This is a genomic window from Rothia terrae (genome assembly GCF_012396615.1).
Classification (GTDB): domain Bacteria; phylum Actinomycetota; class Actinomycetes; order Actinomycetales; family Micrococcaceae; genus Rothia; species Rothia terrae.
In genome coordinates this window covers 14,294-39,326 of sequence record NZ_JAAXPV010000006.1, presented here as the reverse complement: position 1 = coordinate 39,326, position 25,033 = coordinate 14,294, and the positions used below count along the sequence as shown (strand labels likewise).

At 54.7% G+C, this 25,033-nt stretch carries 20 protein-coding genes and 1 tRNA gene; 11 read left to right on the top strand and 10 right to left on the bottom strand.

The genetic code is table 11. The annotated features are described in order from the left end of the window. Positions 1–90: 90 nt before the first annotated feature. Complete coding sequence (locus tag HF984_RS04575; protein WP_168614507.1) at positions 91–1,689, bottom strand: DUF2079 domain-containing protein; 1,599 nt, start codon at positions 1,687–1,689, stop codon at positions 91–93. Between the two features lie 118 nt (positions 1,690–1,807). Here HF984_RS04575 and HF984_RS04570 point away from each other — a divergent pair, with 118 nt between their 5' ends. Then, positions 1,808–2,800: a DNA-3-methyladenine glycosylase family protein gene (locus HF984_RS04570; RefSeq protein ID WP_168614506.1), complete on the top strand. Its 993-nt coding sequence runs from the start codon at positions 1,808–1,810 to the stop codon at positions 2,798–2,800. Between the two features lie 61 nt (positions 2,801–2,861). On the opposite strand, the gene trxA is transcribed toward HF984_RS04570, so the two are convergent. The 3 genes from trxA to HF984_RS04555 form a co-directional block, all read right to left on the bottom strand. After that, positions 2,862–3,248, bottom strand: coding sequence for a thioredoxin (trxA, locus tag HF984_RS04565; protein ID WP_168614505.1), 387 nt, complete (start codon positions 3,246–3,248; stop codon positions 2,862–2,864). 216 nt (positions 3,249–3,464) lie between these two features. Beyond that, positions 3,465–3,546 (bottom strand) — tRNA-Tyr (locus HF984_RS04560). Positions 3,547–3,660: 114 nt separating this feature from the next. Further along, a complete protein-coding gene (locus HF984_RS04555; RefSeq protein WP_168614504.1) occupies positions 3,661–3,972 on the bottom strand; it encodes a hypothetical protein in 312 nt (103 codons plus the stop codon). A gap of 290 nt (positions 3,973–4,262) precedes the next feature. On the opposite strand from HF984_RS04555, the gene HF984_RS04550 reads away from it, so the two are divergent. Further along, complete coding sequence (locus tag HF984_RS04550; RefSeq protein WP_168614503.1) at positions 4,263–4,754, top strand: YajQ family cyclic di-GMP-binding protein; 492 nt, start codon at positions 4,263–4,265, stop codon at positions 4,752–4,754. 242 nt (positions 4,755–4,996) lie between these two features. Here HF984_RS04550 and htpX read toward each other — a convergent pair whose 3' ends face one another. After that, a complete protein-coding gene (gene htpX / locus HF984_RS04545; RefSeq protein WP_168614502.1) occupies positions 4,997–5,875 on the bottom strand; it encodes a zinc metalloprotease HtpX in 879 nt (292 codons plus the stop codon). Positions 5,876–6,004: 129 nt separating this feature from the next. Next, complete coding sequence (locus HF984_RS04540; RefSeq protein ID WP_168614501.1) at positions 6,005–8,293, bottom strand: sigma-70 family RNA polymerase sigma factor; 2,289 nt, start codon at positions 8,291–8,293, stop codon at positions 6,005–6,007. A 380-nt stretch (positions 8,294–8,673) separates the two neighbouring features. Here HF984_RS04540 and HF984_RS04535 point away from each other — a divergent pair, with 380 nt between their 5' ends. Further along, entirely contained in the window at positions 8,674–9,186 is a 513-nt protein-coding gene (locus HF984_RS04535; RefSeq protein ID WP_168614500.1) for a Fur family transcriptional regulator, read from the top strand. A gap of 95 nt (positions 9,187–9,281) precedes the next feature. Then, a complete protein-coding gene (locus HF984_RS04530; protein ID WP_168614499.1) occupies positions 9,282–10,763 on the top strand; it encodes a catalase in 1,482 nt (493 codons plus the stop codon). 98 nt (positions 10,764–10,861) lie between these two features. On the opposite strand, the gene HF984_RS04525 is transcribed toward HF984_RS04530, so the two are convergent. Further along, positions 10,862–12,172: an SseB family protein gene (locus HF984_RS04525; protein ID WP_168614498.1), complete on the bottom strand. Its 1,311-nt coding sequence runs from the start codon at positions 12,170–12,172 to the stop codon at positions 10,862–10,864. 257 nt (positions 12,173–12,429) lie between these two features. On the opposite strand from HF984_RS04525, the gene HF984_RS04520 reads away from it, so the two are divergent. Together HF984_RS04520 and rarD are read left to right on the top strand one after the other, a co-directional pair. Then, positions 12,430–13,776 carry a DUF6882 domain-containing protein gene (locus tag HF984_RS04520; RefSeq protein WP_168614497.1) on the top strand — a complete coding sequence of 449 codons (1,347 nt, stop codon included), beginning with the start codon at positions 12,430–12,432 and terminating at the stop codon, positions 13,774–13,776. 155 nt (positions 13,777–13,931) lie between these two features. Then, on the top strand, positions 13,932–14,885 hold the full coding sequence (gene rarD / locus HF984_RS04515; protein ID WP_168614496.1) for an EamA family transporter RarD: 954 nt from the start codon (positions 13,932–13,934) through the stop codon (positions 14,883–14,885). 67 nt (positions 14,886–14,952) lie between these two features. On the opposite strand, the gene HF984_RS04510 is transcribed toward rarD, so the two are convergent. After that, on the bottom strand, positions 14,953–16,863 hold the full coding sequence (locus tag HF984_RS04510; RefSeq protein WP_168614495.1) for an FAD/NAD(P)-binding protein: 1,911 nt from the start codon (positions 16,861–16,863) through the stop codon (positions 14,953–14,955). A gap of 116 nt (positions 16,864–16,979) precedes the next feature. Here HF984_RS04510 and HF984_RS04505 point away from each other — a divergent pair, with 116 nt between their 5' ends. Genes HF984_RS04505 through HF984_RS04485 form a run of 5 tightly spaced genes read left to right on the top strand, consistent with a single transcriptional unit; the run spans position 16,980 to position 23,136 of the window. Next, positions 16,980–18,632 (top strand): TIGR04028 family ABC transporter substrate-binding protein, encoded by a 1,653-nt coding sequence (locus HF984_RS04505; protein ID WP_168614494.1) that lies wholly within the window; start codon positions 16,980–16,982, stop codon positions 18,630–18,632. Next, positions 18,629–19,564, top strand: a complete 936-nt coding sequence (locus HF984_RS04500; protein ID WP_168614493.1) for an ABC transporter permease subunit — start codon at positions 18,629–18,631, stop codon at positions 19,562–19,564. The genes HF984_RS04505 and HF984_RS04500 overlap by 4 nt, the downstream gene beginning before the upstream one ends. A gap of 2 nt (positions 19,565–19,566) precedes the next feature. Then, a complete protein-coding gene (locus tag HF984_RS04495) occupies positions 19,567–20,370 on the top strand; it encodes an ABC transporter permease (protein WP_168614492.1) in 804 nt (267 codons plus the stop codon). Continuing rightward, positions 20,367–22,037 (top strand): dipeptide ABC transporter ATP-binding protein, encoded by a 1,671-nt coding sequence (locus HF984_RS04490; RefSeq protein WP_168614491.1) that lies wholly within the window; start codon positions 20,367–20,369, stop codon positions 22,035–22,037. Before HF984_RS04495 ends, HF984_RS04490 begins: the two co-directional genes overlap by 4 nt. Before the next feature lie 16 nt (positions 22,038–22,053). Further along, positions 22,054–23,136, top strand: coding sequence for an alkylhydroperoxidase domain protein (locus HF984_RS04485; RefSeq protein ID WP_168614490.1), 1,083 nt, complete (start codon positions 22,054–22,056; stop codon positions 23,134–23,136). Between the two features lie 84 nt (positions 23,137–23,220). Here the strand turns inward: HF984_RS04485 and HF984_RS04480 are convergent, their stop codons facing one another. Then, positions 23,221–23,358, bottom strand: a complete 138-nt coding sequence (locus HF984_RS04480) for a methionine/alanine import family NSS transporter small subunit (RefSeq protein ID WP_168614489.1) — start codon at positions 23,356–23,358, stop codon at positions 23,221–23,223. Positions 23,359–23,362: 4 nt separating this feature from the next. Next, positions 23,363–24,949, bottom strand: a complete 1,587-nt coding sequence (locus HF984_RS04475) for a sodium-dependent transporter (RefSeq protein ID WP_168614488.1) — start codon at positions 24,947–24,949, stop codon at positions 23,363–23,365. Between the last annotated feature and the right edge of the window lie 84 nt (positions 24,950–25,033).

The following is a 25,033-nucleotide window of genomic DNA, read 5'->3' as shown; positions in this document are numbered from 1 at the left end:
TTGGACGGGGTTATACCGTTGATTGCGTATTTCACTCTACCCTACGCGCGGCGTTTAAACCGGTGTGGGTGATGCAACCTACACGCTAAATTAGATGCGCTTCATCACGTAGACACTGCCAAAGTGGGCAACTTCTTCATAAGTTGAGGCGTAAAGTTCACCCGCGTATTGGACGGGATATTCAACGGGAGTTGAGCCCCATGCTGAGTTTTGTTGGTCAATTACTACATAGTCGGGTGCGGGATCGTTTTTACCACCAATCCAGTAGACTTCGTGCTCTGGTATAAGGTAGGTGAGAACTGATAGGTCGGATGCCACGCTGGCTCCCGCCGGTACAGTGTTCGCCGCGTTCTGCTTGTTGGTAAGGCTTTGTTGGTAGGACGGGCTCTCGTACTGGGTGCCGGTGAGATCACTCAGCGGCAATGAGGGAATCGAGAGTAAGGCTACCACCAGCGTTGCTATGGGAAGCACCGGGTACCCCATGAGCTTCAAGAGCTTAGCGCGATGCGCGGCGTGTTCGCCGCCGCGACGCATCCACGGATAGCGAGTGCCCCGCAGCGAAACAATGACATCGAGCAGGGCACAGAAAACCACGGGCATCAGCACCAAAGAATAGTGCCAGCCGGTACCCCAGTACCCCTCGTTAGGTGAGAGAAAACGCCACGCCAACGTCGGGAGAGCCACCAGCGCAAGAGGGCTAAAAATCCAGACGAATACACCGGTAAGTAGAAGCGCCAACCACGTCAGGGATTTTTCCCAGGGAAAGAACATGAGCCCTGCGCTTTGCAAGGGATCTGCAAGAACCGCTTTGGCATCGATTTTATTGGAATAGTCAAAGACACCGCCCACGTTGAAAGCGGGCAAAATGACAGCGACCGAGGCAAGCGTCCAGAAAACACCCCAGGCGGCAAGAACTACCCCTGAGGTCGAGCCCTTACCCGATACCAGAGATCTCCACTGACGCGGCGGCTTCTGCCCCTCATGAGTCACGGGGAAAACAGCGTCTTTGACAGATGCCAGCCAGCCGCTGCGCATCATGGCAACCAGCCCAAGAGCAGCTACGGTCAGGCCCATATCTTCTTTGACGAACACCAAGGGCAAGGCCCACAACACGGCCTTTTTGACGTGTAACTGTGGGAGCTCAGTACGCGCTAAAACAAGGTGAGAAAGGGACGCCACAAGAAACGGCAGGGCAAAAGCGACTTCGTGAAATTGAACCGCCACAGCCTCTTGAATACCGAAGCTTAAAGCATAAGCGAGCCCCACGCAGATAGCTCCCAGCAAAGGAATCAACCGCGCTGAATATCGAATGAGCAAATAGACAGAAAGTCCGATGAGCAGATTCTGCACCACCAGTAAGGTGAATGGCGAGGGAAAAAGTTTATAGATAGGACCAAGCACTAACAAGATAGGGTGAAAATGATCGCCCCAGAGGTTAAAGCCGTGCCCCTTAATGCTCACGATAGGTTGCTCAAAAGCAGCATATGCTTTCGCCATCTGAGTGAAGATACCAAGATCCCATGAGGGAGTCACCCAGTTTCTCCACTGCATCCACGAGAAAAGGGTGTAGAGTCCAGCCACTACAGCGCCAAGCACCCCGCCGCTGAGCTCAGCGGCTGTTCGAGTGCGAGCAAGAGAATTCCGTGAGCTATCTATTTCGCTACGTACCGAAGCATGTCGAGTACTCATATTCCTCAGCTTTTCTCGTGCAGATACTTTCACACCCATGGTTTTTCCCTCGCTTTCTTACCGGCTAGATTACCGTAAAAATTACGATGCTCCCCCAGACCCGTGAAAGAATAAACGCATGCTCCGTGCCACATTCATGCTCACTCCCCCGCATCCGGTTCACCTACCGCAAACACTGGGACAAATGGCGCGCGGTCACTATGACCCCCTCTTTCGAATCACGCGATTGCAGGGGCACACAAAGATTTGGACAACAGCGACCGCTGATGGATCCGATGTTCTGCTGAGCTTTGACCGGTTACCTGAGAACATTTACAACCTTCATGAACGGTTGATGCGCCCTATTCGCGTGCGTTTATGGAGCGAATCTGCTCAAGCACTCCAGACCATAGGAACCTCAGTTCACCGCTGGCTAGGCTTTGAAGACGACTGGTCAGCGTTCACGGAGCACCCCGCCTTCCAGAAACTTCCAGCCTCATTAGTCGTTGCCCACCGCGAAAACCCCGGTGTACGCATCCCCTCAACAGGGCAACTCACGCGTCATGCTATTACCGCTATCGCAGAACAACGGGTCACCGGCATCGAAGCAATGGGCGGTTTACGAGCAATCATCAAGCGCTACGGCAACGACGCGCCGCGCTCCGACGACCCGGATCAACCCAAAGATCTCAAGGTCTTTCCGGACGCGTCTGTATGGGCATCGCTCCCCTCCTGGGTCTGGCACACCAGCGGTTTTGATGGCGCTCGTTCTCGAGCAATTGTTGAGTACGCACAACGGGTAGATTCCCTAGAACACCTGTTGCGCACTCACAATGTCGCGGCAGTGGCACGCGCTCTCAATGCCGTTCCCGGCATCGGTCCGTGGACCATCGCCGAGACCCTGCAACAAACAGTCGGCCACCCGGATGCCATTAGCGTAGGCGACTATCACCTAGCGCATACTGTGGGCTACGCGCTCACCGGCAGAAGAACCAACGACGCGGGCATGATAGAACTACTGCGTCCTTGGGCTGGGCACCGGCACCGGGTTGTCACGCTCATCAAAGTTGCCAGAATCCAAGAACCCCGCAAAGCCGCACGCTTAGCACCTCAAGACCACCGTTTTCACTAATTCGCGCAAGGACGCAAAAGAGCCGGCCTCACTACGAGACCGGCTCCTCATCTAAAGAATCTTATTTTGCTTCTTCGTTAGCCTGTGCTGCTTCAGCCTCAGCTACCTGCTTGTGAACCTCTGCCATGTCCAAGCCCTTGACCGCGTCAAGAACCTGATCAAACTGCGAGCCATTCAAAGCACCGGGCTGTGAGAAGACCAGTACACCCTCACGGAAGGCCATCAGCGTAGGAATAGAGGTAATACCTGCTGCTGCCGCCAGCTGCTGCTGATCTTCAGTGTCAACCTTGCCAAAAGCGATGTCATCGTATTTTTCCGATGCTGCTTCAAACACGGGAGCGAACTGCTTGCAGGGACCGCACCAATCTGCCCAGAAATCCAGAAGCAGAATGTCATTGTTTTCAACGAGTTCGGTCAAATTTTCTTGAGTTACTTCAATCGTAGCCATGGCTTACACGCTACAGCTTTCTGACGTGTTTTTACAGAAGTTTCTCTCTCGATGAATCACCGGCGACTCACAGGGAAACTTTTTGTCTTATACCCCAAACAAAAACGTCGAGGTCCTGTTTTAAATCAGGATCTCGGTGATAAAACGGGATCTCGGCGGGGTTGGGGTGGCCAGCTTAAACAAAAAATCCCGACTCATCAGAGTCGGGATTATCTGTGGCAGATGAGGGATTTGAACCCCCGTAGGCAATGCCAGCTGATTTACAGTCAGCCCCCTTTGGCCGCTCGGGTAATCTGCCGCGTCAACGCTTGAAAACTTTCGTTCTCGTTTGCGCGAACATGAATACTCTACCGAACATTTTTGAAAATCAAAAACTCAAACCAGGGTTTGTGACAAAAGCCACCAAAAGCGCTTACGATGCGGCTTCCAGCTCCGCCTCGCGTAAAAGACGCATCTCAAAATTCTCTAGATACTGGTACGCCTGTTGAACCGTGCTCAGCTCAGAACGAACCTCACGAACCATATTTTCTTTCACCGCTTCAAAACGCTGAATATGGTCAGCACGCTCAAGCGTCAGACCAACTTTATCGAACTCTGGATACTCATGGTCACCATGAGCAGACTCACTCCATGCAAAACACGAATCAGCGTCTTCACGAATAATTTCCTCAACGATAGCTGCGTACTCATCAAGAACGTATGCATTCTTATCAGCAATCGCCATTGGCTTCCTCTTTTCTAAAGGTACGGTACTTTCCGCATCCCGTATGCGCCCGAAGAATATCAACGGTGCGCTCGTACTCTCTCAGACGGCAAACGATTCGCCTACCGTTTAGGGGACAACTACTATTCTTCGCCCGAAAGATTAACAGAAGCTGAGAAAGCGGTCACAGTTAGGTAACGATTCATAAAGCCTCCCAAAGCCACGCGGAACCTGACACACCAACGAATAACCCTGTACCGTTAACACCAAACGCGCTCACCGGCAGCGCATAAGAACGAAAGGACGGCCCCGTGGCTAGCGATTCATCATTCGACATCGTTTCAAAGGTAGACAAGCAGGAAGTATCTAACGCCCTCAATCAGGCGCAGAAAGAAGTAGCACAGCGCTACGATTTTCGCGGTGTAGGCGCAGAGATTGATTTCTCCGGCGAGAAAATCCTTATCAAGGCAAACTCAGATGAACGCGCTCTTGCAGTTCTTGACGTTTTCCAGTCAAAGCTCGTCAAGCGCGGCATCTCATTGAAGTCCCTGGATGCGGGCGAGCCCTACGCATCCGGTAAGGAATACCGCATTGAAGTGTCCATCAAAGAAGGTATCGCTCAGGACGACGCGAAGAAAATCTCAAAGATTATCCGCGAAGAAGGCGCTAAGGGCGTTAAGGCAACCATTCAGGGTGACGAGTTGCGCGTAACCTCCAAGTCACGCGACGACCTTCAGGACGTCATCGCGCTGCTCAAGGGCAAAGACCTCGACGTTGACCTTCAGTTCACCAACTACCGCTAAACTCGCTGGGCACCGACAGCTCACGTCATAGCACCAAAAAAGCGTCCACCTGCTAGCGGGTGGACGCTTTTTTCTTGTTTTAGCGCTGAGCTTTATTCATAAGGATCTAAAGCCCAGCACAAACGTAAGGACGTTCAACGGTTCTTCCTACCGGTTCACCTCACGCTCAAGGCTATTCATGCCAGAGCAAACCAGTTTGCCGTCCGCAACATTTGGACTCTAGGTACCCCTCTGAAGAAGTCTCACTGCCCCATGCTGCGAGCCATATCCTGCAGACGCGCAATACGCTGCTCCATAGGCGGGTGCGTACTCATGGCGTTACGCAAACCGCCAAAGGGATTAGCAATCATCATCGCCGCCACGCCCTCGGTTTTTTGATTGTTAGGATTCATCGGAACACGAGCAATTCCACCGTGGAGCTTGCTGAGCGCCGATGCCAAAGCCAACGGATCGCCAGTGAGCTGTGCGCCATCCTCATCGGCATCGTATTCACGAGTTCGGCTAATAGCCATCTGAATAGCGCCAGCAGCCAACGGCCCCAAAAAGGCGATGACGAGTGAGCCAAGCGCCCCGGTGCGGTTCTCGTCGCGATTGCCACCGAACATCATCGAGAAAGACAGCATCTGGCCAATAGAACCAATCACACCTGCCACCGCAGCCGCTATTGATCCTGTCAGAATATCGTGGTTATAAACATGCATCAGCTCGTGCCCAAGAACTCCGCGCATCTCACGCTCATCAAGAAGCTGCAGGATGCCCTCGGTACAGCAGACCGCCGCATTCTCGGGGTTTCGGCCGGTTGCAAAGGCGTTAGGTGTTGCGGTAGGAGCAACATACAGGCGCGGCATCGGTTGCTGCGCGCGCGCCGAAAGTTCCTCAACGATTGCGTACAAACCAGGAACCTGTTCGCGGGTTACCGGATAAGCATTCATGCTACGTAGCGCCAGCTTATCTGAGTTCCAATAGCTGTAGGCAATACTGACCAAGCCCACCAAAGACATCAGCAAAATAAAAATGCTGTTATTCGTAAAGTACGCGAGAAATACACCGATGAGCACCAAAAATGCCATCAGTCCGCCCATCAGAACAGCGGTTTTAAGCCCATTATTGTGGTTGTGCACTGTAGCTTCAGCATCCTTTCACATTCAACGGATAGTACAGTTCTAAAATACCTAGGTTTCTTGTGAGTTTGCAGTGACAATACCCCACATACGGTGAAGACCCCGCACTATGCGGGGTCTTGGCATCCGTTACGGAGTGGGATTCTCATTCCACATGATCTCAGCATCCAACATCTTGTCGTAACCATAGAGGTATTCCATGCCCGAGTAGAACCAGCGGTTATCGACGAAACCCTTAGGTAGCCACTTTCCTCCGGTGTATTGCTGCCCGTTTTCGCTATAACGATACGACACAAAATAGTGGGTGGCGGGATCAGGCGTCTCGAAATCCCTGACAAAGAAAGACACTACCCATCGCTTAAACGCCGCAGGATCTTTAATCTTCTTAGGAACCTGGCGGTCATCCTCCACCGGATCAGGTGCAGGGACACCACGGTCTTCACCGTTCTCAGGGTCCGGAACGGGTGCGGGGTCTACAGGATCCACCACGGGAGCCGGGTCAACCGGATCCACCACGGGATCCGGGTCTACAGGTCCGGGAACAACCGGGTCCTCGGCAGGATCGGGGTCGACAGGCGCCGGAACAGGCGCAGGATCCACGGGGTCCACAACGGGATCCGGGTCGACGGGATCAACAGGCTCAGGGTCAACAGGATCGGGGTCCACCGGATCATCAATCGGCGCAGGTGCCGGGTCGATAGGCTCTGGCTGATCATCGATCGGTTCGGGATCCACCGGGTGCTCGTGAGGCGTAGGTTCGACCGGGTCAGGGGTGGTCGGTGTTACGACAGGCTCCGGCTGGTTCTCTTCCTCTGGCTGAGTAGGAGTAAAGCCGTCCGAATTATCGGCAGGCTGCTGATTCTGCGCATCACGTGAAGCGCTACCGTTTTCACCGGTGGCGTCAGTGGCGTTCGAAGGCGCAGATAAGTTTGAATCTGCGGTCACAGACTCCTGACCTGCCGTAGCATTGCTATTTTCAGAGTCCGCGGACCCACCGAAAAGGGCACCTCCGGCAAGAGGTAGCGAGCTGGCTGCAGAAGCACCGTCTGATGCCTGACCAAAGCTTTGCAACGACCCTGCATTTGCATCGGGAGCAGAACCGCTTGAAGGGTTAGCGGCTGAATTGTCGTTCGCGCCCCATCCCAAGCCGGCTAGAGCCAGCGAGCTAGGACGGTTTGAGCTTGCAGCCGCCTCATCTGAGGAGGACTCAGCGTCCATTGAGCCGCCCATTGTTCGCTGGGCTTCTGCGGAAGTTCCGCTCTTAGAGTCGTTCGTTGAGGACTTTGAGTCGGGTGCTGCTGAGGCTTCGATCCTTCCGGAGTCGCCGGATGAAGTCACGGGTTCTTCTGCGAAGTTGTTGATACCCATTGAGATACCGCCGACCACAGCGGCCAGGGCCAGCGCACCGCCACCGGCGATTGCAAGCGGGCTTGTTCCCGCGGCAGATGGCCAGGTTGACGGGCGGCTGATAACAAAGGTTTTGCTACCTGCAAGCGCGCTACCGGTGCCGTGAGAGGCAGAAGCCCCTGCTGCTACCTGATGTGAGGACGCGCTCAGCCCCGAAGCGGAAGTCGATGACGTGTGTAGGGACGCTCCGTCCAACGTGCCAGCTACAGCGGTTTTGCTGATAAAGCTCAGGATGGTAGCGCCATCGGTTGTCCAGGGAACAAGGCCGGCGAGCACAGGAAAGACCCAGACGCGCATGGACTTGTTGATACCCAGCAGTGAGAGGTATTCAGAAGTGCAGTAGGTGCAGTCTTCGAGGTGCTCGCGTACCTGCTGAGTGCGTCGTTCGCTCAGTGAACCGCGGACGAGCGCTGGCAGGTAATCAAAGTATTTTTGGCACTGATCCGTTTGCGGCGCTGATTGGTGTGCGCGCAGGAACCCTTCGCGCAAGCTTTCGCGCGCGCGTACAGCAAGTGCTGATACCGCGTTGGGGGTGAGGTCTAGAACGGTTGCGATTTCGCGGGGCTTACGCTCTTCAACTTCGGTGAGCCACAGGACTGACTGCCAGCGTTCGGGCATAGATGTAAAGGCTTTAATGAGCTCGTCAGAGTCTTTGAGCTGCAACACCGTCTCATCAAAAGTCGCAAGGTTCTCTAGCGACTCGCTGTCAGCGGGAACTTCGCGTCCGCGAATGAGACCAAATTCGCCCGCAAGGTGCGCAATGGTGGTGGAAAGATAACCACCCATAAAGGTGGTGGGGCCATTACCGTTTCGAAGGGCTTGCAGGATGCGCGCAAAAGCTTCGGCCACGATATCGTCAACGGTACCGGGGTCACTGGTGTGCTTGTATGCGATAGCTTGAGCTGTTGAACGATAGCGCTCATAAAGGGTGCCGTATGCACCTTCTTCGCCGGCGCGTACAGCTTTTAGCAGAACTTCATCAGAAAGTTCTGTTCTGGAGTCCTCGAGCAATGAGTACGACGGGGTAATGATGAGCCTCTATCTTGTGTGGTTTTTATAAGTGGGGGGATTAAGTGTGGGTAATCGTCATGACATTACAACTTTTATCGATGCCGGTAGCTTGTACTGAAACTACCGCACGCGATGCCAGCCTTGGGGGTTAGGGCTGGCCAGTTGCTTGTGGGACTGGCATGACTACACTTCATCTTATCCCTCCAATGTTACCGTTTAGTAGTATTTAGCAACAACACCCTATATAAAGTTAAACCTATTGATTCGCATCACTTAAATATAGTCCAACCAGTACATATTTTACTGAAAGAGCATGTCAGCTCATGATGGGACACAAACTTTTTATTGTGAATTGTTCATAATAACTATAAACTATAAGTATGGCTACGATTCAACAAACGCAAACTGCTCGCCCCCGCCAGGAGGCGACGGAGGCAATTCGTCGTGCCTGGACACAAGAACTGCGAGCACACGGGCGCCGCGTCACCAGACAGCGCCTGGCTGTTCTCTCAGCTATACACCGCGCCCCGCACTCTACTGCCGACGCCATTGTCGCGAGCGTGCGCGAAGAACTTCCGACCATCACCATGCAGTCTGTCTACGTGGTACTGGCGGACCTAACCAACATCGACATGCTCAGAAAATTTGAACCTCCCGGAACACCGGCTCTTTATGAAACCCGCACCGGCGACAATCACCACCACGCGTTCTGCATTCGCTGCCTTCGCGTTGAAGACGTTGACTGCGCTGTGGGAGAGGCTCCCTGTCTCATTCCTAGCGAACATCACGGCATGACCTTTATCAGTGCTGATGTTCTCTACCGAGGTATATGCGCTGACTGTCAGCAAGAAATTGACCGCGAAATAGTCGCGCAAAACACCACGCTTTCATAGATTTCCCAGCAGCTACTTGGCACCTGTCAAGCAGCTGGAAACACACCGCAACACGTTGAAGAGACGTGCAGTCGAAAACACCAAAGGAGTTGAATATGACTGGTAACCCCATCAACAAGACCGGTACATTCACAACAACCAGTACCGGTACCCCCGTGGCATCGGACAACGATTCACTCACCGTTGGCAAGGACGGCCCCATCGTCCTTCACGATGTCTACACCGTTGAAAAACTCGCGCAGTTCAACCGCGAGCGCGTTCCCGAGCGCGTAGTACATGCTAAGGGCTCCGGTGCTTTCGGTGTTTTTGAAACCACCGAGGATATCTCGCAGTACACCAAGGCTGCACTCTTTCAGCCCGGTGTAAAAACTGAAATGCTCGCACGTTTTTCATCCGTTGCAGGTGAACAGGGCTCACCCGATACTTGGCGCGACCCTCGCGGCTTCTCGCTGAAGTTCTACACCACCGAGGGTAACTACGACCTCGTGGGCAACAACACCCCGATCTTCTTTATCCGCGACACCATTAAATTCCCGGACTTTATCCGCTCACAGAAGCGTCAGCCCGATTCAGGTCTGCGCGACCACACCATGCAGTGGGACTTCTGGAGCCTGCGCACCGAATCAGCTCACCAAGTCACCTGGCTTATGGGTGATCGTGGTACCCCCAAGAGCTTCCGCCACATGGATGGCTTTGGCTCACACACCTACCAGTGGATCAACGCTGACGGGGAGCGTTTCTGGGTGAAGTACCACTTCAAGACCGATCAGGGCAACGATTACCTGACCGATCAAGAAGCAACTGAGCTTGCCGGTACTGACCCCGACTATTACCGCAAGGATCTTTTTGAGTCCATCAAGAACGGGGACTTCCCCAGCTGGACTCTCTATGTTCAGATCATGCCATTTGATGACGCGAAGAACTACCGTTTTAACCCCTTTGACCTCACCAAGGTATGGCCTCATGCTGATTACCCGCTGATCAAGGTGGGTAAGATGACGCTGAACAAGAACCCCGATAACTTCTTCGCTCAGATTGAACAGGCTGCGTTCTCACCGAGCAACTTTGTTCCCGGTATCGCAACTTCACCTGACAAGATGTTGCTCGGCCGCATCTTCTCTTACGCCGATGCGCAACGTTACCGTGTAGGCACTAACTACGCTGATTTGCCTGTTAACTACGCTAAGAACGCTGAGATTAACTCTTACTCGAAGGAAGGCGCTATGCGCTACACCTTCAACGATCCTTCCACTCCAGTATACGCACCGAACTCATACGGCGGTCCGCACGCTGATCCGGTAAAGGCTCACGAAGAGAACACCGGCTGGGAGTTTGACGGTGAGCTGGTACGCTCTGCAGCTACTCTTCACGCTGAAGATGACGACTGGGGCCAGGCACGCACTTTGTACGCTGAGACCATGGACGATGCTGCCCGCGAGCGTCTGGTAGCAAACATCGCTGGTCATATGAGCGAAGTCGATAACGACGCCGTTCTTGAGCGTGCTTTCCAGTACTGGGAGAACGTGCACGAAGAACTCGGCGCACGCGTCCGCAAGGCTGTGGCTGAGCAGAAGTAGGTCTCTGCCACTTCTGATTCAAACCTAAAAGGTGGGGCTACCGGTTGATACCGGTAGCCCCACCTTTTTAAGATCTGCTGGTAATACAGAGCAGAGTTTTATTTAACCCCTAAGGATGCGGCGTCCACGAGTTCTACCAGCTCTTTGACCTGGGCAATAGGCAGGGTGGCGTACGGGTTCAGTCCGTTAATGCGCACGCTATCGACACCAGCATCTACGGCAAATCGGAGGACGTCCATGGAGGTGGCGCTGGTGACCTCCAGGGTGGGATCAAGCGAGGAGACCTCGGCAGCTGAGGTAAAAGTCAACAGGGTGCGGCCCTCTTCTGCTTCACCGTCGATAATCAGCGGCTGACGGTCAATAGAACCGGCAGGAGTGCCCAAGAGCAAGAAAGTGCTGGGAGCGGCAAGAGCCGAAAGAAGCTGTTGCATGTTCTGACCCATCAAAGCCATTTTCGCGGCAGGGTTATGGGGAGTTCCCAAAACCCACTGCACCTGAGGACGTTCCAGAACACTCATTGTCGGTGAACCCGGGTCGATTACCAGCAGATCAATTTCTTGGTTGTTCAAGAAATCCATCATGACCTTCACTGAATTTTCACGAACCATCACAGGCTCGCCTTCGCGTCCTTGTTCCTGATGAGACTTCAAAACTGCCTCAGGAGAAGAGAACAGGCACAGACCGCGGTATCCCTCCAACGTTGCGAAGGTGTACTTCACCGTGGTTTCAGGACTAAACGGGTTATCGCCATCGGCCACGAAGTCTGAGTTGGTAGCATCCAGAAGAATATCGCCACCCATCAGCTGACGCATCACGTTAACGAGGGCGCGTTCTGAGCGCTCTTCGGAAAATTGCACGAGGGCGTCACGAAGATAAGGGTTGGGCGATTCTTCATCATTAATATCGGCAACGTTCAAAGAACGTCCGCGATTAATCTTGGCATCAGCCCACGCCGGAAGAGAATCGGTGCGAGGGAACTTCTCAAGGTGCTCACGTACATCTCGCGCGCTGAAGCCGCCTTCGCCGTCCCAGTTCTGCGGCTCATGGGTGCGGTTATACGCGGCACCGACCTGATACTCAGGAGTTGGCCAGTTCTTCGCGGCAACCACCACGGTAACTGACAGCCAAGCACCCTCAGCCTCGTCGTAGGATGCGTGCTGCAGTCTAGAGAGCTGCTCCGTGGCGAATTCTTCATCATCAAGCAAACGAGAAGTACCAGTCACATCGCGTTCATCGTAGCTTTCCGTAAAACGCACAAAGAATGAATCGCCAACGGGCTTAGCCTCAAGCACCAGCTCATTCCAACCGGTGGTAGACACCGTTGAAAGCATCCAGCTACCCACTTCATTGAGGGCCTGTTGCAACTGTGCCGGACGTTCAGACACTGAAAAACGGGGTGAATTACTCATAAATAAAGTTATTTTCTGGTTGAAGACAACGTAATCAGGTTTGCCTTTCATTCTACCGCCCTCCTTTCAGCAGACAGGAAGGGATCTTGCCACTGTTTTCTGCGAATGAACGTTATTTATGTGGACACCACCGTCCAGCCCCAGCACACCAGCCCTGAAAGCCTGCAACTCGATGTGATGTTTAGCAGGATAAAAGCCCTCCCGAAGACACCGTAAATAGTGCGTCATCTCAGGCAAACATTGATAGCCTTAAGGCTATGACTAAAACACTGCAGGATTTGATTGACGAATCAATCTTTATCTCTACCGAATACCAGGCACGCCTGGCTGAGCTGACCGGCGACTCGGAATGGTCAGTGGACTTCTCAGCTCCGTCTTTTACTCTTTCATCTGATGATTCAGTTGCTCTTTCCCCCTACCTTCTGGGTACCGAATCAGAATCACGCGGTTCTTGGATTTGGTCGTGGCAGGAACTCGGTCATTTTCCCGACTCTGTAGTTTCAGCAGCTATTCAGGCACGCGAGGCAGGAAGCCAGCACGGAATCTCGGAGCTGACCACCGACGAGTTGGTTCTTGAAGATGGTCTAGCACGCCGCCTCACCCTTGCTACCAAGGCAGTTACCGGCATTTACGCGCATTACCCCGTTCAGGCCGGTGCAGGCGTGCGCGCATGGTTGCTACTCGATGGTGATCTTCTTGAACTTGAAGCTCCCACCGTCAACCGCATGGGACGCGTAATGGCACAGGCTCTGCAGACCGGCACCGCTGTGAACCACCTCAAGGCTGTTGATTCTTACGCACGTTTGCGCGGTGCGCACATTGAGTGGGACACCGAAGCGACCGCTGTCATCACTGCAACCGACGGCGCCCTGCGCCTGTGGTTCGACGAGGGCAAGATTTCAGGCATTGAGCCTGCCGAGCCCACCGTTGACGCTGATGAACTCAATCGTTGCGCCGCGCACGCAGCATCCTTGCGTGAGCAGATGCGCAGCGAACGCAGCGAAGTTGAGCGCATTGCAGCATCAGAGGCAGCTCAGCATAGCGCGGCCCGCGAAGAAGCAGCCGCACGTGAGGCAGCTGAACGTGAGGCAGCTGCAGCACGTCAGGCTGAGGCAGAAGCAGCTGCCCAGCGCGAAGCTGAGCAGGAAGCTCGCGAAGAAGCTGCCCGCGCAGAACGCGAAGCTGCTGAGCGTGAAGCCGCTGAACGTGAGGCTCGTGAAGCTGAAGAGGTCGAGGGTACCACTACCACCGACCGTGTCTACACCGATGTTTCTGACCCCTATGATCAGGATCCTCGCGACGATGCTCAGCCCGGCCGCGTCACCACCGGCTCATTCGACGACGCTGCGGTTGCTGAAGACCGCGACGCTGATGAGTTCGAGCAGATTGAGACCGAAGAGGTTCAGGAAGCTCCCGCAACCACCGAACGTGAAACCGTTGAGGTTGACGAGGCTGAAGAGTCTCACGAAGCTTACAAGCCCGCAGCATTCCGTGTTGCCGGTGAAGCTCCGGATCTTGAGGCAGAACGCGAAGAAGCTGAGCACGCTCCCAAGAAGGAGACCAAGGAGAAGAAGGGCTTCTTCTCACGTTTCTTCGGTCTGTAAGACTAAAGCGAAACTGAACATTTCGCGTGTTACCCCGGTTTGCCGTTTCTTACGGCGGACCGGGGTTTCTTATAGCCTCATTTGATTTTGAGTGTTCACAAGAGTTTTATGATGAGTAGTCACTTTCATACTCTTTTCTAACTCAAGCAGGTTCTATGGCTCAGTCTTCTACCACTGCAGCCTCCGATGGGCTCAGCCGCACAGGTCTTTTAGCTGTTTTTGGCGCCTATTTGATGTGGGGCGCCTTCCCGCTGTATTTTGTGTTGACTTCCCCGGCGTCTGCCCTTGAAGTTGTTGCGTGGCGTGTGGTGTTCTCGCTGATTTTCTGTGCCATTCTTCTGGTGGTCACGGGAACCTGGAGAAGCTTCTGGACGCTGGTGCGCAACGGATCGCTCATGGCGCGTCTTTTTGTTGCGGGGCTGTTAGTGGGTGGCAACTGGCTGATTTACGTGATTGCGGTGACCACCGGCAACACCCTTGAAGCTTCGCTGGGTTATTTCATCAATCCGCTGGTGTCTGTGCTTTTGGGCGTGGTAGTGCTCCATGAGAAGCTTCGAAAATTGCAGTGGGTGGCTGTGGGAATTGCTACCGTGGCGGTGTTAGCGATGAGTATTCTCTACGGCCAGGTCCCCTGGTTGGCGCTCGGTCTCGCCTTCACCTTTGGCTTTTACGGTCTGGTGAAAAGCCGCTTGGGCAAGGGGGTGACGGCTCTCAACTCGCTCAGCGCAGAAACTCTCTTGCTGAGCCCTATTGCCCTGGCTGTTATTGCTTTTATCAATGCGCAAGGCAACCTCACCCTGCTATCAGAGGGCACCTCACATTTTTGGGTTCTCGCGTTCTCGGGCATTGTCACCGGCGTTCCTTTGCTGTGCTTTGCGGTTGCTGCGGCAAACCTTCCACTGTCGGTGGTGGGCATGGTGCAGTACATGACTCCGATTATGCAGTTCCTCATTGCCCTGCTGATTTTCCACGAACACATGAGTACAGAACGTTGGTTAGGGTTCATTCTCGTCTGGGTAGCAGTCGCGCTCTTTATCTTGGACGCCCTACGCCACAACCAGCGTCGTCGCGTCCATCGCAGGGCGCAGGTGGCCAACACACGCGCCTAACACACGCGCCTAGAGACTCAAAGATCCCGTGTACCATACACGGGATCTTTGAGTACCGGCGGTGAGACTACTTGATGCCCACCACCTGAAGAAGGTGCGCCGCCACCTTATCTGTCTCTTGCAACATCAGCGGGTTGGTACCCGGCATGGGAGAAATAGTGGTGTCAGGCAACTGCGCGTACGTAGGAATACCGATGAGGTGCAGACGTGGATCAGCGGTTCCATCAGGATTGACCAGCTGACGGGTTGCAGGCACAACCTCGGGCGATCCGGTTGCAACGGGCGAGCCATCGGCGAAGGTTTCTCGGAACGGACGCGTGCGACCCTGAATGGAAATTGTGGAGGCATCGGCGGGGCGACGCGTATCGGGGCTGTACATCCACGCGTCCACCAGAGTCGATGCGTGCACCTCTTCAGCAATATTTTTGCCCGTCATCACAAAACCGTCACCGTCTACGCGCACCTGCGGTCGGGCGCCTGCAAAGCTGACCAAACCGGCGTCCGCCAGCGCCAAGAGCTGCTGGGTACGGAACAGCGGAGGGCCAGAACCAACCATCTGACCAAATGCCATAAACGATTTATACAGCGAGAGGCGAGAATCGTAAGTGTAGCGTCCTTCTGCACCCAGAATGCTGGCAGGTTTACGAGAGGCGCTAATAGACCACAGCCCTGCTTTGACCGCGCTATCACGGGCCAGAAGAGCCTGTTCAATGTCAAAGACCATGTGCTTGGCAATACGCGAGGTGAGCTCGTCAATGCTGAGCGGTTTATCTCCCGCTAGAGCTGTAACAGGGTCTTGCCAGTAGCTCAGGCTAAAGCGATCGTGCGGGTTGGGCACAAAAAGTTCCAGGGCGATATCCATCTCTGAAAGCTCGCTCGCATCGATGGTTTCAACTACGGTCTCGATGCCTGCGGTCAGCGCCTCGGGGTGATTTTGAGCAAGGACGCGGTAGTAGGCCTCGTAGGCGTCCTTGACGATGGCGGGGTACACCTGTTCACCGAAATCGATGCGCTCGTGCTGGCGCTCTTCGCCGGTCAGCTCAGCAATAACCGCTTTGAGTCGAGAAAGCGCAGCCTTGGGTGGCAAGGACTTATATTCTGATTTGGGAAGGTAGGGGTAGCCGCGTCCGGAACTTACGATGAAGTGGGGCTCTTGCCCGCTGGGAATATAGCGCAGACCCGAACGGGCTTCGGAGTCCTCTACAAACTTTCCACCGCGATCAATGGTGGTCAAAGCCATGACGTCGAAGAAGCCCATGCCCAGTCCGCGTACCAGTATCTTCTGCCCGGCGGGAATCTGTTGCACGTCTTGATCGAGGGGGTTGCCCGGTGCGATCCATGTTCCGGGTGCTGATGCCAGCTGTTCTTCGTCAGCGGTGGGGTGTGGTTGCTGCCAGCCTGTTGCAAGCACTGTCGAGTGAGAGACCAGCTCTGTGCCATCGGCAAGATGTACCAAATCGTAGCCGTCGCGCTCGTCAATGGAAACAGCGCGTGAATGATGCTGATGCACGGTAACGTGCTCAGGCATCAACCCCAGGGCAACGCGAAAGCACCACCTGAGGTAAGCACCGTACAGCGCTCGCGAGGGGTTAGATTCCACACGGGTAGCGCGCACTTCTTCATCAAAGCTAGCGTCAAGAATTTCAGGAAAACGATCAAACATGCTCTGGGCTTGCTCGCGCACCGACTCGCCACGAAGAATCTGAATCCACTCGTACATCGTGGGCCCTTCAATAACCGGAGCACTCACCGTTGAACCGGGTTCAGTAAAGAGAGTCACCGCACCGGCAAGCGTGTTCATGCACAGGGTACGCGTCTGCTCGGTGTCCCAGATGCGTCCGGCGCCCAGTTGTGCATCATCCACAATATGCACGTCAAGCGGCTGCTTAGATCCCGTAGCCGCAAGATGTGAGCCTAACCTCTCAAGCACCGAAATACCGCGCGGACCAGCACCAATGATAACGACCGAGGGCCTCAATGTTAACTCCTTTTACATTTTACTTATCAACTGTTGCACGCGTTGAGCTAGGGTGAAAAAGCCCTCACATTCTCACCGTACGGGCCAAAGCCCCCAGCAAGAAAGCCACCACGCAGATGAAAAAACGTGCAATGCCGCTGAGTTCCATTGTGCTCGCATTGCTCCTCGGTGTCACAGCGTGCGGTAACGTAACGCAACATGCCTCTGAAGCCGAGGACGATATCGTCACCTACCTCGAACCCAATTTCTTCAAGACGCTGTACCCGCCGTCGGCAGGTTTCTACGCTAACGGTGGTGTGCTCAACCAGGTCACAGACAGACTGCTTTATCAGGACCCTGAGACGCTTGAACTGTCTCCTTGGATTGCGACTAAGCTTCCCGAGGTTAACGAGGACGCGACCGAATACACTTTTGACATCCGCACCGATGTCACCTACTCCGATGGTTCACCGCTCACTGCTGAGAACGTTGTCAAGAACTTCGATCTTTACGGCAAGGGAGATAAGTCCCGCAAGCTCACCTCGTCGGAGCAGATTACTAATTACGATCACGGTGAAGTAGTTGATGAAGATACCGTGCGTTTCTTCTTCTCTGAACCCGCCCCCGGTTTCGCGCAGGCAACCAGCTCTTTCAATGCCGGTTTGCTCTCTGATGCCACGCTTGATAAAGACACCACGGGATTCGCCCCGGGTAAGGCAACCGAGATTATCGGTTCCGGCCCCTTCGTCATTGAAGATGAGCAGATGAACTCATCGCTGACCATGAAGGCCCGTGAAGACTATGACTGGGCTCCTGCTGAGTCTGAGCATCAAGGACGCGCCTACATCGACGGCATCAAGTACGTGTTAGCGGCTGAAGAATCCGTGCGTACCGGCGGCCTCGTCTCCGGCCAAGGCGACATCGCTCGCCAGATCGAAGCCCCCGTTGAAAAACACCTGCAGGAGCAGGGACTCACCATTTCATCGCACTCCACCAATGGCGTCACCAACCAGCTGGCCTTCCGTTTCAGGGACCCTCGCCTGTCTGATATTCGCGTTCGTCAGGCCATCATTGCGGGTATTGACCGTGATGAAATTCTAGAGACGCTGTTTTCTGACTCTTATCCCAAAGCCAACTCTGTGCTGTCATCTTCTGCACTGGGCTATCAAGATATGAGCCAGTACTACGTCTACGACCCTGACAAGGCTCAACGCCTGCTCGATGAGGCTGGATGGGTACGCGGTGAAGACGGCATCCGTAGCAAAGACGGTCAGCGCCTCACGCTCAACATCAACGAAGCCCTGCCCCAGCCGCGTTCACGCGAAGTCATCACCAAGGTTCAAGAGCAACTCGCCCGCATCGGCATTGAAATCACGCTCAACCCCGGTGATCAAGCAGCGCAGGACGCCGACTCTAAAGACATCAACAAGGTTCAGATTCGCCACACTATGGTGGGACGCGCAGACTACGACGTGCTCAAATCTCACCTTCACTCAGACAACCGAGACTCCCTGCTGAACCTCGATGAAGAAACCGGTGAGCTGGGCGATCCCGAACTTGAGAAGCTCTTGGAGCAAATCGCGTCCTCACCCCGCGAAGAAGACCGCGCAGAAGCCTCAGCCAAAGCCCAGCGCATGATGGCCGAAAAAGCCTACGCGCTACCTCTCTTTGAAGAGCCCCAGGTCTACGGCGTCCAGCCCTACCTTGAAGGCTTTGAAGAAGAATCTATCGGCCGACCCAATTTCTATAACGTTCGTATCAACCATGATCGTTTGGAGGAATCACAGTGACCGCTCGCCAATTGTGGTTGCGCATAGGGCAAGCTCTCCTTGTTCTCCTCGCAACGTACACGCTCGCTTTTATCCTGCTCTCAGCGCTCCCGTCCGATGCGATCATGGCACGCTATGCCAGTCCCGATTTAGGGCTCAGCAGCGATGAGATCAATGCAATTCGTGCCGAATACGGTGCAGATAAACCACTCATTGTCCAGTACTTCACCTCGCTGTTCGGCTTTCTAACCGGCAATTTCGGCTACTCCGTGCAAACCGGTGCGTCGATTGCATCCATGGTGGCAGAAGCATTGCCCGGAACGCTGGCGCTCGCCATTTCAGCTTTTGTTCTTGCCTGCATCTGGGCTCTTCTGATCGCAGTGGCGGCGTCCTTCTCTCGCGGTCTACGTGGCTTTGTTCTCGGTTTACCGTCGCTGATGGTCTCGCTCCCCAGCTTCTGGATTGGCATTATTCTCATTCAGCTGGTCTCCTTTAAACTCGGCTGGGTACCGGTTATCGGCGCATCCCCCGTGCAGTCGCTGATTCTGCCGGCGCTCACGCTCTCGATTCCCATTGCGGCGCCTCTTGCTCAGGTGCTCGTGCGTTCCATCGAAGACGTTGAACGTCAGCCCTTTATCTCAGTGGTCAAGGCCCGCGGCGCATCGCGATCACGCATCTTCTTTGGCAACGTTCTACGCAATGCGATCCTTCCTGCGCTGACCATCGCGGGTGTGCTCTTCGGTGAGCTCGTGGGCGGCGCAGTTGTTACCGAAGCTGTCTTTGGACGCGCCGGAATTGGTCAGATGACGGTCAACGCCGTTGCTAACCGCGATACTCCCGTTCTCATGGCGGTGGTTGTTATAGCCGCGACCCTCTACGTTCTTATCAACCTCCTCGTCGATCTGCTGCACCCGGTACTTGATCCGCGAGTGCGCCGAAAGGAACGCGCATAACGATGAATACGGCGACTTTCAAAAAACCCAGCGTCATACTCGCTTCGATCATCCTTATTCTCGCGGTGCTTGCGGCGCTAGTTCCCGGTCTCTTTACCTCGCACAACCCGCTCAGCGGCACCAGCGGGGCGCTTCTCTCCCCCAGTCTTGAGCACTGGTTCGGTACCGACTCGGTAGGACGCGACCTCTATTCCCGCGTCATTTACGGAACGCGTCAGTCTCTGCTCGGTGCTCTTGTAGCGGTTCTGGTGGGGCTGGTTGTCGGTACAATCCTCGGTCTCATTGCAGGTGCACAAGGTGGTTGGCTGGATGCTCTGCTCATGCGCATCGTGGATGTGTTGCTGTCGATTCCCTCGTTGCTGTTGTCTCTTTCTGTGATTATCTTGTTGGGCTACGGCACGGTTAACGCGGCTATTGCGGTAGGTATTACCTCTGTGGCTACGTTTGCCCGTTTGGCGCGTTCACAGGTGATCTCGGTATCTTCGCTTGATTTTGTCGAGGCTGCCTATGGATCGGGTGCATCGCGTTTTCAGGTGCTCACCCGCCACATTCTGCCGAACTCGCTGACGCCTGTGATTGCACTGGCAGCTGTACAGTTTGGTAGCGCTATATTGCAGCTTTCTGTGCTGGGCTTCTTGGGCTACGGCGCGCCGGCGCCTACTCCCGAGTGGGGCCTGATTATTGCGGACGCCCGTGACTACATTGCAACCTCGTGGTGGCTGACCGTTTTGCCCGGTGCCGTCATCATCGCTGTTGTGATGTCAGCAAACCACCTCAGCCATATCGTTCAGAAGAAGGCACGATGAGCATTCACGATTCTCTTGTTATTTCAGACCTTGCTGTCACGTATTCCACCTCGCGCGGCGTCGTCCAGGCGGTGCAGAATGTCTCTCTGAGCGTGGCGCCCGGCCAGATTACGGCTGTGGTGGGTGAGTCAGGTTCCGGTAAATCTACAACCGCGCAGGCCGCCATTGGTCTGTTAGCCGATAACGCGCAAATCACCGCTGGCACTATGCACCTGGGCGAGATTGACCTCGCAAGGCTCACTGACAAGCAGTGGCAACGCATCCGCGGGCCGCGCATCGGTCTCATTCCGCAGGATCCCAATAACTCGCTGAACCCGGTGAAAACCATTGGAGCTTCGGTTTCAGAAGGTTTAGAAATTCACACCTCGCTATCAACCGAGGCGCGAAAAGCACGAGTCATCGAACTGCTTGAGATGGTAGGTATTGATAATCCCGAGCATCGGTACCGTCAGTACCCGCACGAGCTCTCCGGCGGTATGAAGCAACGCGTGCTCATTGCAGCTGCTCTGGCGCTCGAACCGGATTTCATTATCGCGGACGAGCCCACCAGCGCCCTGGATGTCACCGTTCAAAAAACCATTCTCGATCTCATCGACGAATTACGACACAGCCGAAACATTGGCGTTCTGCTCATTACTCACGACTTGGCTGTGGCAGGCGACCGGGCAGACCGCATCGTGGTGATGCACGATGGACAGGTGAAAGAAACAGGGTACGCAGCCAGCGTTCTTTCTGACCCGCAGGACTCCTACACCCGACAGCTACTTGCCGATGCGCCGTCGCTGTCGGTGGCAAGCGTCCCCCAGCGACGCAGCGTTGCAGGTTCAGTCCGTGCCCAGCAATCAGCTCACGCGGTAGCGCCTTGGCAACGCGATGTCTCTGCGCAGGCAGAGCCCGCTCCCCTGCTGAGCGTCCGCAACTTTACACAGAAATTTGGGGACTTCACCGCCGCTGAGAATATCTCCTTCGACGTTCAGCGCGGCACCACGCACGCTATCGTGGGTGAATCCGGTTCCGGCAAAACCACGACAGGACGCGCCATCGCAGGGTTCTCAAGCCCCACCACCGGCGAGATCCTCTTTGAAGGCAAGCGCATTGACCCCAAGAGCAAGCAACTGCGAAAGCATGTTCAGCTGGTCTACCAGAACCCCTACTCATCGCTGAACCCCAAAATGACAGTGGGAGTTACGCTCGCCGAACCACTCAAAAACTTTAAACTGGTCGGCAAGTCTCAGATTAAAGAGAGGGTGGCTCGCTACCTAGAACTTGTCTCGCTTGACCCTGAGTTCGCATCCCGGCGCCCGGCAGAGCTCTCCGGTGGTCAGCGTCAACGCGTTGCTATCGCCCGCGCACTGATTGTAGAACCTGAGCTTGTTGTTTTCGACGAGGCAGTCTCGGCGCTGGACGTCACCGTTCAGTCTCAGATTCTGCGCCTGCTCGCGCGTTTACAGGAAGAGCTGACACTCACCTATGTCTTTATCTCTCACGACCTTGCAGTGGTTCGTCAGATTTCAGATACCGTTTCGGTGATGAGTGCCGGCCAGCAGGTCGAATACGGTGAGACAGAGCGCGTGTTCTCATCACCCACCAGTACCTTCACACGATCGCTGATCGATGCTATCCCGGGTCAGCGTTTTCGGGACGGCTCACTGAACATGGGACTGTAGAGATAAGGAGTATACGATGGCAGATATTATCGATATCCTCTCAGAGATTCCGGACAACCTTCGCTCAGTGCGACGCATGCGTCAGGACGCTGTGGAGAACGCGCAGAAGAGCTTCGAGTTGCTGGTAGAGGGCGAGAGTTCCCTGACTCCAGCGGAACGTTTTGCGGTGGCAGCTGAGGTCGCCTGCCTGCATCAGGTAGAAAAGGCAACAACCTTCTATCAAGAAATTGCCGCTGAAGAGCAGGCCTCCGGCGAGCGCCTGGACGCGATTTTAGCGGCAACGCGCGTCATTACTTTGGCTCCTGCGCAGGCTGATGCTCGGGTACTCTCGCAGGTACGTCAGTACCTCACCGAGGACGAGGTCGTTACCCTTTATCAGCTGATCTCTTTTCTAGCTTTTCAGCTACGAGTTGTGCTGGGTTTGCAGGTACTCGCTGGCGGGGCGTCAGGTTCTGGCTTGGTCGATGAACACGTGGCCGTTGATCATCTGACGGTAGGCGATAATGTGCGCACTTACCCGGACCTGGTTGGGCCGACAACGTTCGTTCGTCATTCGCTGGGGTGGAAACCCTGGGTAGCTCCGCTTGAAAAGAATGAGCTCACCGATGAGCATCGTGAAGCTTTGGTCTCTAAAGACCGAGAAGGCTCTGAATACTTCAGGTTGCTAGTGCGAGATCCCGGTGCGCTTCGCGCTCGTACCCTCACCGATTTCGATATTTTCTACAATGTTGATGGCGGTTTGGGCAGAGCAGAACGCGAGTTGGCAGCTACCGCTGCGTCTAAAGTCAACGGCTGTATTTACTGCGCATCGGTTCACTCGGTACGCGGTGCCAAAGAGTCTGACCGCGGTGAAGATTTTGATGCCCTGCTCGCCGATGTTAACGCCGATGTGGGATCGACTGAGTGGAGCGCTATTAGGGATGCTGCGGTGGCTTTGACGCAGATGACCTTTAGTTACAAGCATGTGGATGCCCTTCGCGCAGAAGGTTTTGATGATGCCTCTATTATCGATGTCATCAACGCCTCAGCCTTCTTCAACTGGGCAAATAGGTTGATGCTGACGCTAGGTGAGCCTGAACTTCCCCAGCGCTTTCGCTAGCCTCCTTTAAGACAGTAAAACCCCGGTGTCTTGAGATGTCAGAATCTCAAGACACCGGGGTTTACTGATGAACGGTCTTTCGGACTATTCCAAATCGCCGTCGCTATTGGCGTAAGCTTCGGCGTCCTCAGGGTTGCGGATGAGGTTGACGATTGCCAGTGCAAGGCCGCCCCAAATCATCAAGATTGCAACGATGAGCATAACGATTGCTGAAGTACCCACGGGACTAACCTTCTTTCACTTCGGTAGACGCATCGTGCTGAATCTTGCCAGCTGCCACAGGAGGAGCCGGTGCCTTAAGGGCTGCGCGTGAACGCGATGACCACGGCAGGAATGAAACTACGACAGCGACAACGAGCAGCAGAAGAACCATGCCCCAGCCAAAGATGTTAATCATTTCTGTGGGGTACCCTTCGTAGGGTTCCTTGACCAAACCGATAAAGGTGTTGATCAGGGAGTAACCCAAGATGATGGGGGTAACTGCCGCCAGCAGAATCATCCAGATAGGACCAATCTTGATGGACGCGGTCTGGTTGACGTGATCGCGCAGAACGGGCAAAGCACGCACTACGTAACCCACCAAGAAGATGGAGAGCAAGCCCGCTGCCAGAATGCCGAACTGGTTGACGAAGTTGTCCATGATATCCAGAACGTAAAGGCCCGAGGTGGTGGGCATCAGCAGGGTGGATGCGATAGCGAGAGGCACGATGACAGCTGCGGTTGAGACCACGCGTGAAGCGCCAAACTTATCCTGTACGCCCGCAACGATAACCTCAACAATTGAGATCAACGAGGTAATACCGGCAAACAGCAAGGAGCCAAAGAACAAGATGCCGATCAGGGTACCTGCAGGTGCCTGAGAAATGATGGTCGGGAACGCAATGAACGCCAGACCAATACCGGAGGTCGCAACCTCAGAAACCTGGGTGCCAGCAGCGTTTGCCATGAAGCCGAGAGCCGCAAAAACACCGATGCCTGCCAGCAGCTCGAAACCTGAGTTTGCAAAACCAACGACCACGCCGGTACCGGTGAGGTCTGATTGCTTCTTCAGGTACGACGAGTAGGTAATCATGATGCCAAAGCCGATGGACAGCGAGAAGAAAATCTGGCCGTATGCAGCCACCCAAACCTTTGCATCCAGCAGGGAAGACCAGTTAGGGGTAAACAAAGCGTTCAAGCCGTCGAATGCGCCGGGCAGAGTCAGCGAGTAAATCACCAGAGCCAAGAACATGACGATGAGCACGGGAATAAACACGATATTCGCCGCGCCAACGCCCTTCTGCACGCCCAAAGACATAATGACTAACAGAGCCACCCAAATCAGAACAACCGGAATCAAAATGCCGGGAACAAAGTCCAAGGTGACGCCAGCGGTGGGGTCTGATGCCTGCAAGAAGTTACCGCTAAAGAAGTCAGCCGGTGAGTCGCCCCAGGCGTGGTTGACCGAGAAAATCATGTAGCGCAGTGACCACGCGATAATTGCCGCGTAGTAAATCGCGATAATGACGTTGATGCCCATGTGCCACCAACCGATGAACTCGGTTTTGCGGTTGAGGCGGCGGAAGGCAAGAGGCGAGGATGCGCGTCCGCGGTGGCCGATTGCGTAGTCGAAGAAGAGGAAAGGCAGACCAGCGGTGAGCAGTGCTACCAGGTAGGGAATCATGAATGCACCGCCGCCATTGTCAAAAGCAATGTAGGGGAAGCGCCAGATGTTTCCCAGACCCACTGCCGAGCCGATAGCAGCGAAGATGAAGACCTTGCGGCTTGAGAAGCTCTCGCGCTTCTTAGGTGCCGCAACCGATGATTGAGTCATCTGAATAACCTTATAAATCACAAAAATGGGCAACGCTGTCTTTCGACGTGGTTGCCCCAGAAAAAATGATGCGTGTATCTTTTG